The sequence below is a fragment of the Lacinutrix chionoecetis genome (assembly GCF_053604665.1).
Map to the genome: position 1 here is coordinate 1 of NZ_JBSHNQ010000085.1, position 13,564 is coordinate 13,564.

Consider the following 13,564-nt stretch of genomic DNA (forward strand, 5'->3'; position numbering starts at 1 on the left):
GTCTGGTACTACTGCTACAACAGACGATGCAACAGTGATTACCTTATGTCAAGGTGATACAACTATTGCACTTGTCAAGTCTGGAATCTTTAACGACGAAGATCAAGACAACTGTACTAATGTTGATGAAACGATTACTTACACCTTCACTGTAACGAATACTGGTAATGTGTCTATTGATAATGTGGTTGTAACCGATCCTTTATTAGAAGCACCTAACCCAGTGGTTGCAATCGTATTTGCTTCTGGTGATACCGATGGTGATAACGAGCTTGATCCTACTGAAATATGGACTTACACAGCCAACTATGCTGTAACACAAGACGATATCGATGCTGGACAAGTAACAAACCAAGCAACCGTAAACGGTCAAAATGTATTGACTGATGCTACGGTAACAGATGTCTCTGGTACAACAGCAACGACGGATGATGCGACAGTAATTACTTTATGTCAAGGTGATACCACGATGGTGTTATTAAAAGAAGCAACTTTAAATGATAATGGTGATGGTTGTGCTGGTGTTGGAAATACAGTGACTTATACGTTTACTGTAACTAATACTGGAAATACAACTATAAATTCAATAGTATTAACGGATACACTATTAGGTGGTGACATCACAAATACTCTATCTTCTGGAGATCTTGATAATGATAATCTTTTAGATGTTTCTGAAACATGGATATTTATAGCTCCTGATTATACTATTACGCAAGCAGATGTTGACGCTGGTAACATTACTAACATAGCAACGGTTGATGGATTTGCTCCAGATGGAACAACGCCTGTACAAGCAACAGATACTTACATTATTGATGCTAATAATCCAGATGTGACACTTTGTAATGATTCAGGTATTGATCTTGTGAAAGCGGGTGTTTTTAATAATGAAAATGGAAATGGCTGTACAGAGATTGATGAAACTATAACCTATACATTCACAGTAACTAATACTGGAGATATATCATTAGAAAATCTAATAATTACTGATCCATTATTAGATAATGCAACACCTCCAGTAACAATTAATTTTGTCTCTGGTGATACAGATGGTGATAATGAATTAGATCCAACTGAAACATGGCTGTATAATGCTACATATTTAGTTACTCAAATAGATATCGATGCTACAGAAGTAATTAATACCGCAACTGTAACTGCTGAAGAAGTTGTAGACGGAACAACTGTAAGTGCTACTTCTCAAACAACAACCGATTTAATAGAAGACACCACACCACCAGATACGTCTAATTGTGCGGTGCTGGATGAAACTATAGAATGTAGCGGTACAGATAATCAAATGCTTGCCGATGCATGGAATGCTGCTAATATTTTAGCATTAGAGAACTGTGCAACAGATGCATGTGATGATAACTTCACGGTAACATCGGACTACGACTTTGGAAACCTTGTTTCTACTTGTGGCTTGGGTGGTACAATTACTGTAACGTACACTTTAACTGATGCGACTGGAAACTTTAGCACATTTACAGCTACGTTGACATTAGAAGATACATCAGGTCCTGATTTAACGAACTGTACAGTGACTGATGAAACTATAGAATGTACTGGTACAGATAACGAAACAACTGCCAATAATTGGAATGCAGCCAATCTTGCTACACTTGCTACGTGTGGTGTCGATGCATGTGATGCAGATGCTACATATACAGTTACTTCTGACTATGACTATACAAATCTGTCTTCTACTTGTGGACTTGGAGGAACTATTGTAGTTAATTATACAGTGGCCGATGACTGTGGAAACACATCAACAATAACAGCTACATTGACATTAGCAGATTCTTCTGGTCCGGATTTAACAAATTGTGCAGTAACGGATGAAACCATAGAATGTAATGGTGAGGATAACGAAACAGTTGCTAATAACTGGAATGCAACAAACCTTGCAACACTTGCTAATTGTGGTGTAGATGATTGTGATGCAGATGCAATATTCACGGTAACCTCAGATTACAGTTATACAAACCTATCTACCACGTGTGGACTTGGTGGAACAATTGTTGTTAATTATACTGTAGCTGATGATTGTGGAAACGAATCAATTTTAGTGGCAACATTAACTATTGAAGACACCGTTGCTCCTGTTTTATTAACAGACCTTGAGCCTGAGTCTTATGTTATATGTTCAGAAATTCCTGAGCCTCCAACATTAGAATTTTCAGATTCATGTTCAAACATTGAAGTAAATATTGATTTTACTGAAACCAATACTAATCCAGGAAATGGTGATGACTATGAAATTATTTGGGAATGGACTGTAACCGATAGCTGTGATAATGCAAATGTTTATACACATACACTAAATGTAATTAGTGAAGATTTTGTAAATGATTTAGATGATGAGCGTTGTACTGAGGATGGTATAATTGATTTATTCGAGTATTTACCAGTAGGAACAGATACATCAGGAACTTGGACTATTGAACAAGGTGATGTTATTGTTGATAGTGATGGTACTTTTGATCCGTTAGGATTAGAACTTGGTGATTATATCTTTAGTTACTCTATTGCAACCGATGCATGTAGAACAACAACACGTGTAACGATTGAGATAAACGAAGAATGTATTGTTCTGCCATGTGGCGTAGAGGGCTTCAGAATTTCTAAAGCAGTAACTCCTAATGGAGATGGACATAACGATTTCTTCTTTGTACAGGGAGACCAGAAATGTGGTTTTATAATCGATTTACAAATATTTAACAGATATGGTGCGATTGTGTATGAAGCTCAAAATTATAAGAATGACTGGAGCGGTCAAGCTATAAAACAATCTATTGGTAGTGCAAATAAATTACCAAATGGTACATATTATTATGTAGTTGTTCTTAGAAATAGTGGCTTGGATCCTATTACTGGTCCATTGTATTTAGGTACTAAATAAAAAAAATTAATGAATAAAAATAGAATTTACATATTAACGATTGTATTATTGAGCTGTGTGTTTTCCTTTGCGCAACAATTACCTCAATTTTCGCAATATATGTTTAACACCATTTCTGTCAATCCTGCGTATGCAGGAAGCCGAGAAACGCTAAGTATTGTCGGATTGCATAGAAGTCAATGGGTTGGATTAGAAGGTGGGCCAAGCACCCAAACTTTATCTATACATTCTCCTATGAAAAACGAGAAGGTTGGATTAGGACTTTCTGTAATAAATGATCAGTTAGGCTATGAAAATTTTGTTTTTATATATGGTGACTTTTCTTACACTATTAATACAAGCGAAACAACAAAGCTTGCTTTTGGATTAAAAGGTGGTTTTACGCATTATAGTTTAGATAACATTGGATTCCTTGAGGAAGAGCAAGTCTATTCCGATCCGTTTTTTAGTGATATTTCCAGCCGTTGGAATCCTAATATCGGTGTTGGCTTATTTTTACATAGTAACAAATGGTACGTTGGGTTATCTGCTCCAAGAATATTGAATACCGATTATAATTTAAGAGGTAACCAAGAGGCTGGACCTGAGTATTTAGCCTTAGAACGTATTGGGTATTACCTAACTGGAGGCTATGTGTTTAACCTTAGTGAAAACACGAAGCTAAAACCGTCAACTGTAATCAAGGCTACTAATGGTGCACCTATTTCATTTGATGTTAATGCCAATTTTTTATTCTACGAAAAATTTTGGATTGGTGGTGGTTACCGATATAATCAAGACACCACGACTCTTGGAGTCCTGGCAGATTTTCAAGTTTCTCAACAATTAAGAATTGGTTATACTTACGAATATTTTCTTTCAGATTTGAGACCTTATACCAGCGGAACTCATGAGATATTACTCATGTTTGAAGTTTACAAACCAAGAAAACGTATTAAATCGCCTAGATACTTTTAATATAAATGAAACATACATTTCTATACATATTAGTTTTAGTCTCATTCTCTTTTGCTTCTGCGCAAGTAAAAGTTGCTGATAATTTTTTTAAAGACTATGCCTACTATCAGGCAACAGAACTCTATTTGGAGGTTTTAAAAAAACGAGACACTTCAGAGCACGTTTTAACACGACTTGGAGATTGTTACTACAATAACTCTAATGTACAGCTTGCGAGCTACTGGTATAAAAAAGCCGTTACTAAATATAATGATGTTAATCCAGAATATATATATAAATACATTCAAACACTACGTAGTTTAAATCAATATGAAGAAGCCAAAAAGTGGACGGCTATATTTAAGGAACGTAAAAGAAACGACAAACGTGTTAAAGAAGATGAAGTTTTCGATATTGAAAAATTTGAAGCTTTAGAGTCTACAGAACAAGTGTATGTTGATTTTGAAAATCTTGAAATTAATACAGAATATTCAGATTTTGGGAGTTTTGAAAAGGATGATATTTTATACTTTGCTTCTTCAAGAGTAAAAGATTCTATAATTGATGAAAAGAAATTATATCAATGGAATAAAGAACCCTTTCTTAATATATATCAATCTAAGGTAACAATTAACGACACTATAAAAATAGTTAGTGACCCAGAAATAATTAATGGAAGTGGTATAAATTCAGAATTTCACGAAGCATCGGTAGCTATTAGCAATGATGGTACGACCATGTATTTTACAAGAGATAATTTAAACAAAAAAGAGAAAGTAAATTACGATAAAGACGGTACTTCTAATTTAAGAATATATAGAGCAAAATTAAAAAACAATAAATGGTCTGAACCTAAAGATCTTCCTTTTAATGATGACAAATTCTCAAATGGATCTCCTGCCTTAAGTCCAGACGGTAAAAGACTCTATTTTGCATCAGATCGCGAAGGAGGCTATGGACAGACAGATTTATATAGTGTAGCTATTAATAAAGATGGTACTTTTGGTGATCCTAAAAACTTAGGCGCAAAAATTAACACCGAAGGCCGTGAAAATTTCCCTTTTATTGCCAAAGACTCTACACTTTATTTCTCCTCGGATGCACATTTAAATTTAGGACTGTTAGATATATTTGAATCTAACATTTTAAAAAGAGATACATCTGCAATACATATTAAAAATCTTGGTGCACCATTTAACAGCGGCTTTGATGATTTTGCCTTTTTTATAGATACAGATTCTAACACTGGCTACTTTTCTTCAAATAGAGAGGGTGGCAAAGGTGGTGACGATATTTACAGTTTTGGTCGTTTTGAGTGTAAACAAATTATTAAAGGCATTACCAGAGATAAAATATCTAATGAGCCTTTAGCAAAAGCAGTTGTAAAGCTATTGGACGAAGCTGGCAAAGTAATTGAAACAGTAACATCTGATGAAAACGGAGCTTACCAATTTAAAGATGTAGGTTGCGATAAAATATATGTTGTTTTGGGTGAAAAAGTATTATATAGACCAGACCAGCGAGAACTTAAAACCTCTCAAAGAAGTGGTGAAGAAACGTTTGTAGAATTGTTTTTAACACCTCTAATTATTGATAGTGAAATTGTTATAAATCCTATCTTTTTCGATTACAATAAATCTGATATTAGACCAGACGCAGCATACGAGTTAGAAAATATTGTTGCAGTTATGCGTGAGCATCCAACAATGGTTATTAAAATTGAAGCACATACCGATAGTCGCGGTCGCGATGCGTACAATGAAAAGTTATCCGATAGGCGAGCAAAATCCACTAGAGATTATTTGTTCTCAAGAGGTATTGCTATAGATCGTATAGAGAGTGCCATTGGTTATGGAGAATCACAACTTATAAACCATTGTGGTAATGGAGTACAGTGTAGCGAAGCTGAGCATCAACAAAACAGACGTTCTAAGTTTATTATTACCAGTGGCTACAATAAGTAATTATAGACTTAAAATTTAGTGCTTCTGATTAATTTTATCTTTCAAAAGTTAGCCTTTTCGCTCGGATAATTAGCGCATAAAAACGCTAGCTTATTGAGTTTAAGAAGAGCTAATTCTGGTAGCTGTAAATAGCATTCTAAATATCTTTTGTGAATAGTCTTACATGATAGATATCGTACTTATCTAAGTAACTTCGTTGTCATTATGGCTACTCTACTATTTATAGCCTGACTTAGTTTTATCGCAAAAATTCAAGCTCAAATTCGTTATTAATTCTAATAGTATATAATAAATAAAAAAAGCGTTTCTATCGAAACGCTTTAAAATATGTGTGTGTGTGTATAAATGTAATGGTTATCTTTTCATAAAAATGTTCGTAAAATAATATTTACCTTCTTCGTTCTGCTCTGCAGAAACATCAAAATTGGTATAGTCGCCTTCCATATTAGCACGATGTCCATCGCTATTAATCCAAGCATTAACAACAGATTCTGCCGAGGTAAAGCCATAAGCAACATTTTCAGTTACAACATTGGCACCAGCGTTATTGACTAAAAATGATTTCCTTGAATAAAAGTTAACATGAGAAACATTACCAGTTTCTACCATATAATCTGAATGTGTGTAAGCCTGAGATTTAACCAAATCATGATTAACTAAGGCATTTAAACCTTGCTCTATGCGATATTCATTTATTAATTCCATTATCTCAAGCTCTATAGTCTTAGCTGCTGGAACTACAATGTTTTGAGGATCTTGTAAATCTTCTGCACTATCCTTAGAACAAGAGGTGGCAAAAGTTAAAAATAAGGCTAACATTAATAGGTTAAGTACATTTTTCATAAGGGGTAAATTAGTTTGGGGACTTAAATATACCCAACCTATTTCTTATGAAATGTTAAAGAAATGTTAAAATCGATTAAAAACATGTATTTCATCGAAAACTTATGTTTTTAATCGATGAAATACATTTTAAATATTAGTTAATATGCCTTTAATCGAATAATAATAACTTTAATCGATAATCTTTTTATGGGGCTAATCTTCTTTTTACCCAATCGCATTCAGTATTTAATTGATAGCTTATCCTATCGTGTAATCTATTTGCTCTACCCTGCCAAAACTCCATTTCAACAGGCTTAACGATGTAGCCTCCCCAGAAATCAGGTCTCGGTATTTGCTTACCTTTAAGTTCATTCTCAAGATTAGCTAATATATTTTCTAAGTATTCTCTATTATCTATTTCTGTACTTTGGTTAGATGCCAAAGCTCCTAATTGACTTCCTCGTGGACGCGACTCGAAATAGTTATCACTTAAATTCGCCGCAATTTTTTCAGCCTGACCTTTAATAATAACTTGTCTTTCTGCTCCAGGCCAAAAAAAGGATATACAAACATTTTTATTTGCATCTATAGCTTTACCCTTTTCACTGCTATAATTTGTATAAAATATAAACCCATCGGTACTGTATTTTTTAAGCAGGACTACTCTACTCTTTGGGAAACCATCTAATCCTATAGTAGAAATCGTCATAGCATTTGTTTCTTCTTCCGGGAAGTTTTTATCAACCTCCATAAACCAATCTTTAAACAATTCTATAGGGTTCTCTGGAGTGTTTTCTACCAACAGTTCTCCTTTCTCGTACGATTTTCTGTAATTTCCTAAATCTTTTTCCATAGTTGCAATTTACAAGATTTAAAAATTATCTTAAAAAAGTTTCATTAACTTTATCATTAAACTTATTTCATTTAAATCTATTAATAATTCTATCTAAAAAAATATGATATATTCTCAAATACTAATAAGTATAATTCTTATTACTTGTGGATTCTTAGTTAAAAAATATCCTAATTTAATAGCAGGATATAATACAATGCCTCAAGTGGAAAAGGAGAAGATTAACATCAATGCGCTATCTTCTTTTTTAAAACAACTTCTAATTGGCTTAGGTATAATTACAGCTTTGGTCTATATAGCATTTAAATTATTTAGTTTAAATGAAACTGATGCTATTAAGATAAACACAGTAATTATATTAGTTGGTATTATTTTAGGACTTATTTATGCTAATGTAAATAATAAGTTTAAAAACTAAATTTCAAATATCTTACCGTCGTCGGCCAGCTCTACATTATCGAAATACTCATTAGCTTCTGTTTTAAAAGCACTTAAATCGTCGTACCGTGTAGAATAATGACCCAAAATAAGTTTCCCCACATTGGCATGCTGTGCAATAATAGCCGCTTCTTTTGCAGTACTATGTTTAGTTTTTGGCGCTAAATGTGCGTGTTGCTCTAAAAACGTAGATTCATGATATAAAACATCTACATCTTTTATTAAAGGAATTATGGTCTCGTTATATGCCGTATCACTACAAAAAGCATAGCTTTTAGCCTTTGCTGGTGGATGTGTTACGGTTTCATTTCTTATTAATTGTCCCTCGTTATTTTCTACACTAAATCCTTGTTTTAGCTTTCTGTAATAAGCCACATCAATTTTGGCGTTTAAAACTGCGTTCATATCTAACTTACGCTCGCCTTTCTTTTCTTTAAACAAAAAACCATTGGTGTAAACGCGGTGATCTAATGGGATAGTGTGTACTTCTACTTTCTTGTCTTCAAAAATAATTTCGGAAGCAGTACTCGTTAATTCATGAAAAATAAGATTATAATTTGTCCAGGAATTGGCCAATTTCATTTGTAGTGTAATAACTTCCTTCAGTCCTTTTGGAGCATAGATGTGTAAATCTGCTTCACGTGTAAGTAATCTAAAAGTTGAAATTAAACCTACTAACCCAAAAAAGTGGTCACCATGTAAATGCGATATAAAAATATGCTTAATTCTGTTAAACTTAATCTTATGCTTACGTAACTGCACTTGCGTGCCTTCACCACAATCTATTAAAAACAAATGATTATTTATTTCTAAAACTTGAGCGGTTGGATTAGTAAATGTCCGTGGTGTGGCACTATAACAGCCTAAAATATTTAATTTCATTCATTTAGTTTGAAATGGTAAAAGCATAAAATAATATGTTGCGTTTAGCTGTTTATAAAACTTTTATATTCTCAACTTTATAAACTTAATTTAACTGTTAAAAACCTAAATCGCGCTCCATATCTTCCATTTCAATAATATCGAATGCCTCTTTAAGTGTTGGCACTACAATTATCTCATCTGGAGTTTCATTAATATTTATAGCATTTGTAACCACTACAAACGATCTTTTTGATGCACGATGCGTATTAGAAAGTCGTAAAAACTCGATAATATCCTGTAATGTTATTTTTCCTAAAGAAGATAACTTTACGATGATGTTATGCTTTTCAAATTTTGGATATAAAGCTTCTATTTTTTTTACCAATTCTACTATGGTTGCCTTTTCTTGTGTAATAATGGAAATATTTTCCTCTTGATCTATAATCATAATTTACTGTTTTATTTTTGAAGCTAATAAATATATTACAGCCATTCTAACAGCCACACCATTTTGCACCTGATCTAAAATGATAGCTTGTTTAGAATCTGCCACATCACTTGTAATCTCAACACCTCTGTTAATGGGTCCTGGATGCATGATAGTGATTTCTTTGTCTAAAGAGTCTAATAACGCTTTATTAACTCCAAATTGTTGTGTATATTCTCTTGTCGATGGGAAATAGCTAATATCCATACGTTCGTTTTGAACGCGTAGCATATTTGCTACATCACACCATTCTAATGCTTTTTTTAAATTAGTTTCTACTTTAACTCCTAAGTCTCCAATATATTTGGGCAGAAGTGTTTTTGGACCACAAACCATAACGTTAGCACCTTGTAATTTTAAAGCATAAATATTAGACAATGCAACACGACTATGTAAAATATCGCCTACAATAACTACATTTTTTCCTGCAACATCGCCTAAGCGTTCTCTTATGGAATAAGAATCTAATAAGGCTTGAGTTGGATGCTCGTGTGCACCATCGCCAGCATTAATAATATTTGCTTTTACGTGTTTTGATAAAAAAACACATGCTCCAGGATTTGGATGACGCATAACTACCATATCTACCTTCATAGATAGGATATTATTTACGGTATCTATTAAGGTTTCTCCTTTTTTTACAGAAGATTGTCCTGCTGAAAAATTAATAACATCTGCCGATAGACGTTTTTCTGCTAATTCGAAAGATAATTTAGTTCTAGTGGAGTTTTCAAAAAATAAATTTGCAATTGTTATGTCTCGAAGTGAAGGTACCTTTTTAATTGGGCGATTAATTACTTCTTTAAAATGATCTGCTGTTTCAAAAATAAGTTGAATATCTTGTTCTTGAAGATGTTTAATTCCCAATAAGTGATTAACACTTAATTCGCTCATGTTTTTTTGCTTTTGGCTCTTAGCTATTAGCTATTGGCAAATTATTATATCTTTTCTTTACTTAACCTTTTACTAAATAAACCGCATCTTCTCCATCATTCTCTATCCAGCTTACTTTAACTTTTTCTTCGTTTATAGCATCTACTTGCCTGCCTCGGTAATTTGGCTGTATTGGTAAATGTCTGCTAAAACGTCTGTCTATAAGTGTTAATAATTCTATTTCGTTTGGTCTCCCAAAGGACTGTATTGCAGTTAGTGCTGCTCTAATACTACGGCCTGTATATAATACATCGTCTATAAAAACAACATTTTTATCTTCAACTATAAAATCGATTTTAGTTGTATTTGCCTCATGTATTTTATCGCCTCGTCTAAAATCGTCTCGATAAAAAGTAATATCTAAGAGCCCTAATTGTAAGTCTTTTATCTTGTATTCCGTTCTAAGCAAAGCCGCTAACCTGTGAGCTAAAAACTTGCCTCTTGGCTGTAAGCCTATTAAAACGGTGTTAGAAAAGTCTTTATGGTTTTCAATTAATTGACAAGCCAATCTATGAAGAATGATGTTTATGGCTGTTGCATTAAGTAGCACTTTCTGACTCATATACTCGATTACGGTATTTGATAAGCAAAGTTAGGTTAATTTATTTGAAGTTGAAAGATAAGTTTAAAACTTAATGCCATTTTATAAAAATTGGTAGGTAGCAAAACATGCTCTCGACAACATAAAAAAAGCCTCTCGTTTCCGAAAGGCTTTTATTAATATAGCGGATGAGATTCCTGCTTACGCAAGAATGTTATTATTTCTTCCCGTCCATTTTATCTTTAAGAGCTTGTAAAGCGTCGTTAGCATCACCTAAAGTTGGTTTGGCTTCGGCAGCTTGAGAAGCTTGCTTAGCTTGTGCAGCTTTTACGTTTGCCATTTCTTCTTCTCTAAAGATTGCAGTATGCGAAGCTACTACTCTCTTAAACTCTTTGTTAAATTCTATGATTTTGAATTCTGCAGAATCGCCTTTCTTCAATTTCTTTCCGTCTTCTTTTTCTAAGTGACGAGAAGGAACGAATGCTACAATATCTTCATTAAAATCAATTGTTGCTCCTTTATCTACAACTTCAGCAATTTCTGCTGTATGTGTTGTACCTAAAGCAAATTCAGTTTCGTATTTATCCCAAGGATTCTCAGTTGTTTGTTTATGACCTAAAGATAATTTACGTCCTTCAACATCTAATTCTAATACAACCACATCTAATGTATCTCCAACGGCACAAAACTCTGATGGATGCTTGATTTTCTTAGTCCAAGATAAATCTGAGATGTAAATTAATCCGTCGATACCTTCTTCTAATTCAACAAAAACTCCAAAGTTTGTAAAGTTACGTACAATACCTGTGTGCTTAGAACCTACTGGGTATTTAGTTGTAATATCTGTCCATGGATCTTGCGATAATTGCTTAATACCTAAAGACATTTTTCTATCTTCTCTATCTAAAGTTAAGATTTGAGCTTCAATCTCATCTCCAACATTTACAAAATCGTTAGCCGAACGTAAGTGTGTAGACCAAGACATTTCAGAAACGTGAACTAAACCTTCAACACCTTCTGCAACTTCAATAAATGCACCGTAATCAGCAATCACAACTACTTTACCTTTAACTTTATCTCCAACAGCTACGCTTTCACCTAACGCATCCCAAGGATGTTTAGATAATTGCTTAAGACCTAATTGGATTCTTGATTTATTTTCATCGAAATCAAGGATTACAACATTTAATTTCTGATCTAACTCAACAATCTCATTTGGATGGTTAATTCTTGACCAAGATAAATCTGTAATATGTACTAATCCGTCAACTCCACCAAGATCGATGAATACACCGTAAGAAGTAATGTTCTTAACGATACCTTCTAATACCTGACCTTTTTCTAATTGACCAATAATTTCTTTTTTCTGCTCTTCAATATCAGCTTCAATTAAAGCTTTATGAGAAACTACTACGTTTTTGAATTCGTGATTGATTTTAACCACTTTAAATTCCATAGTTTTATTTACGTACTGATCGTAATCTCTAATAGGCTTCACATCAATTTGAGAACCTGGTAAGAATGCTTCGATGCCAAAAACATCTACAATCATTCCTCCTTTTGTTCTACATTTAACGAAACCATTAACGATTTCACCTGTATCGTGTGCATTATTAACACGATCCCAAGCTTTGATAACACGTGCTTTACGGTGAGATAATACTAATTGTCCTGTTGCGTCTTCACGAACATCGATTAATACTTCTACTTTGTCACCAACTTTTAAGTCTGGATTGTAACGAAATTCGTTTAAAGAAATAACACCTTCAGACTTTGCGTTGATGTCGATAATAGCATCACGATCTGTCATGTGTACTACTTCTCCAGTTACAACCTCGTCATCTAATGTGTCTACGAAATTTTCTGATACTAATTTTTCAAATTCTTTTAATTGCGAATCTTCAACCTCGTCAATACCTTCTTGGTAATTGTGCCAGTTAAATTCTTTTAAGAATTTTTCAGGGTTTGCTTGTGCTTCAGATACTACTGGAGCTTCTTTTGTTGCTGTTGTTGCTTCTTGAGCTTCAACTTCTGCTTGTTTTGCTTTTTCAGCCATTTAAGTAATAATACACTGTTTAAAATATTCTCATCTTTAAGAAAACCTAATAACAATGTGGTTTGTATTTTGTGTGTTTTGGAAGATTTTAATGCACTAACACACAAAAGTGTTATAAATTGTTTTGTTTTATTTCCTTTTAATCTTTCCTGTAAGTGCTAAAAAGGAGTGCAAAAATACTACTTTTTAATAATATTGCCTAATTACTATTAAAAAAAAATAAAACATTGAGTACCAGTAAAATAATTGCTCTAAGGTATCTATATAATCTAATTAAATTATCTATCTTTAGTAATCAAAATTTAAATGCTATGGCTATAAAGGCAAAATATCAAGAGGTACTTGATTTAGGAGAGAAATTAAACATTAAAAATGGAGATGTTTCTGAGTCAAATGGAGTCCTACATATAAAAGGTACTGCTGCAACACAATATGAAAAAAATCTGCTATGGGATAAAATAAAAGCCACTGGTGGTGAAAATCCAAGCGATATTGTGGCAGATATTAATGTTGCAGATACCAGCGTTTATGCTCGACACACAGTTAAAAGTGGTGAAACATTAGGTGCAATTGCCAAACAATATTATGGAAGTGCAGGTAAGTACAATACTATTTTTAAAGCTAATACAGACATTTTAAACAACCCTGATGTAATACGCCCAGATCAAGAATTAATAATCCCGAACTTGTAGGGATTAATAGCGAATTTCTTTATTTGAAAAGCGAGCTTACACTATGTAAACTCGCTTTTTATTTGTT

The 13,564-nt window shown here is 33.3% G+C and carries 12 protein-coding genes; 5 read left to right on the forward strand and 7 right to left on the reverse strand.

The genetic code is table 11. From position 1 onward, the window contains the following. From ACVC43_RS11345 to ACVC43_RS11355, 3 genes are all read left to right on the forward strand, one after another. The coding region (locus ACVC43_RS11345; RefSeq protein ID WP_452224640.1) for a DUF7507 domain-containing protein at positions 1-2,908 on the forward strand (2,908 nt) is incomplete at its 5' end. A 9-nt stretch (positions 2,909-2,917) separates the two neighbouring features. Further along, positions 2,918-3,865, forward strand: coding sequence for a PorP/SprF family type IX secretion system membrane protein (locus ACVC43_RS11350; RefSeq protein WP_452224641.1), 948 nt, complete (start codon positions 2,918-2,920; stop codon positions 3,863-3,865). 5 nt (positions 3,866-3,870) lie between these two features. Continuing rightward, a complete protein-coding gene (locus tag ACVC43_RS11355) occupies positions 3,871-5,808 on the forward strand; it encodes an OmpA family protein (RefSeq protein WP_452224642.1) in 1,938 nt (645 codons plus the stop codon). A gap of 354 nt (positions 5,809-6,162) precedes the next feature. Here the strand turns inward: ACVC43_RS11355 and ACVC43_RS11360 are convergent, their stop codons facing one another. After that, positions 6,163-6,651, reverse strand: a complete 489-nt coding sequence (locus tag ACVC43_RS11360) for a CAP domain-containing protein (protein ID WP_452224643.1) — start codon at positions 6,649-6,651, stop codon at positions 6,163-6,165. A 187-nt stretch (positions 6,652-6,838) separates the two neighbouring features. Continuing rightward, entirely contained in the window at positions 6,839-7,486 is a 648-nt protein-coding gene (pdxH, locus tag ACVC43_RS11365; RefSeq protein ID WP_452224644.1) for a pyridoxamine 5'-phosphate oxidase, read from the reverse strand. Positions 7,487-7,589: 103 nt separating this feature from the next. On the opposite strand from pdxH, the gene ACVC43_RS11370 reads away from it, so the two are divergent. After that, positions 7,590-7,904: a DUF3784 domain-containing protein gene (locus tag ACVC43_RS11370; protein ID WP_452224645.1), complete on the forward strand. Its 315-nt coding sequence runs from the start codon at positions 7,590-7,592 to the stop codon at positions 7,902-7,904. On the opposite strand, the gene ACVC43_RS11375 is transcribed toward ACVC43_RS11370, so the two are convergent. The 5 genes from ACVC43_RS11375 to rpsA all read right to left on the reverse strand — a co-directional run bounded on the left by ACVC43_RS11375 (position 7,901) and on the right by rpsA (position 12,805). Beyond that, complete coding sequence (locus ACVC43_RS11375) at positions 7,901-8,806, reverse strand: ribonuclease Z (RefSeq protein ID WP_452224646.1); 906 nt, start codon at positions 8,804-8,806, stop codon at positions 7,901-7,903. The two genes, ACVC43_RS11370 and ACVC43_RS11375, sit on opposite strands and share 4 nt — an antisense overlap. 97 nt (positions 8,807-8,903) lie before the next feature. Continuing rightward, positions 8,904-9,236, reverse strand: a complete 333-nt coding sequence (locus ACVC43_RS11380; RefSeq protein ID WP_452224647.1) for a ribonuclease Z — start codon at positions 9,234-9,236, stop codon at positions 8,904-8,906. Positions 9,237-9,239: 3 nt separating this feature from the next. Beyond that, positions 9,240-10,169: an aspartate carbamoyltransferase catalytic subunit gene (locus tag ACVC43_RS11385; protein WP_452224648.1), complete on the reverse strand. Its 930-nt coding sequence runs from the start codon at positions 10,167-10,169 to the stop codon at positions 9,240-9,242. A gap of 61 nt (positions 10,170-10,230) precedes the next feature. Continuing rightward, positions 10,231-10,770, reverse strand: coding sequence for a bifunctional pyr operon transcriptional regulator/uracil phosphoribosyltransferase PyrR (gene pyrR / locus ACVC43_RS11390; RefSeq protein WP_452224649.1), 540 nt, complete (start codon positions 10,768-10,770; stop codon positions 10,231-10,233). 196 nt (positions 10,771-10,966) lie between these two features. Beyond that, positions 10,967-12,805 (reverse strand): 30S ribosomal protein S1, encoded by a 1,839-nt coding sequence (gene rpsA / locus ACVC43_RS11395; RefSeq protein ID WP_452224650.1) that lies wholly within the window; start codon positions 12,803-12,805, stop codon positions 10,967-10,969. 311 nt (positions 12,806-13,116) lie between these two features. On the opposite strand from rpsA, the gene ACVC43_RS11400 reads away from it, so the two are divergent. Further along, positions 13,117-13,497 carry a LysM peptidoglycan-binding domain-containing protein gene (locus ACVC43_RS11400; RefSeq protein ID WP_452224651.1) on the forward strand — a complete coding sequence of 127 codons (381 nt, stop codon included), beginning with the start codon at positions 13,117-13,119 and terminating at the stop codon, positions 13,495-13,497. Positions 13,498-13,564: the final 67 nt, after the last annotated feature.

Bases quoted from the DNA above. Each gene is read 5' to 3' on its own strand.
- ACVC43_RS11350 (WP_452224641.1), top strand. From the start codon at position 2,918: ATGAATAAAAATAGAATTTACATATTAACGATTGTATTATTGAGCTGT.
- ACVC43_RS11355 (WP_452224642.1), top strand. From the start codon at position 3,871: ATGAAACATACATTTCTATACATATTAGTTTTAGTCTCATTCTCTTTT.
- ACVC43_RS11360 (WP_452224643.1), bottom strand. From the start codon at position 6,651: ATGAAAAATGTACTTAACCTATTAATGTTAGCCTTATTTTTAACTTTT.
- pdxH (WP_452224644.1), bottom strand. From the start codon at position 7,486: ATGGAAAAAGATTTAGGAAATTACAGAAAATCGTACGAGAAAGGAGAA.
- ACVC43_RS11370 (WP_452224645.1), top strand. From the start codon at position 7,590: ATGATATATTCTCAAATACTAATAAGTATAATTCTTATTACTTGTGGA.
- ACVC43_RS11375 (WP_452224646.1), bottom strand. From the start codon at position 8,806: ATGAAATTAAATATTTTAGGCTGTTATAGTGCCACACCACGGACATTT.
- ACVC43_RS11380 (WP_452224647.1), bottom strand. From the start codon at position 9,236: ATGATTATAGATCAAGAGGAAAATATTTCCATTATTACACAAGAAAAG.
- ACVC43_RS11385 (WP_452224648.1), bottom strand. From the start codon at position 10,169: ATGAGCGAATTAAGTGTTAATCACTTATTGGGAATTAAACATCTTCAA.
- pyrR (WP_452224649.1), bottom strand. From the start codon at position 10,770: ATGAGTCAGAAAGTGCTACTTAATGCAACAGCCATAAACATCATTCTT.
- rpsA (WP_452224650.1), bottom strand. From the start codon at position 12,805: ATGGCTGAAAAAGCAAAACAAGCAGAAGTTGAAGCTCAAGAAGCAACA.
- ACVC43_RS11400 (WP_452224651.1), top strand. From the start codon at position 13,117: ATGGCTATAAAGGCAAAATATCAAGAGGTACTTGATTTAGGAGAGAAA.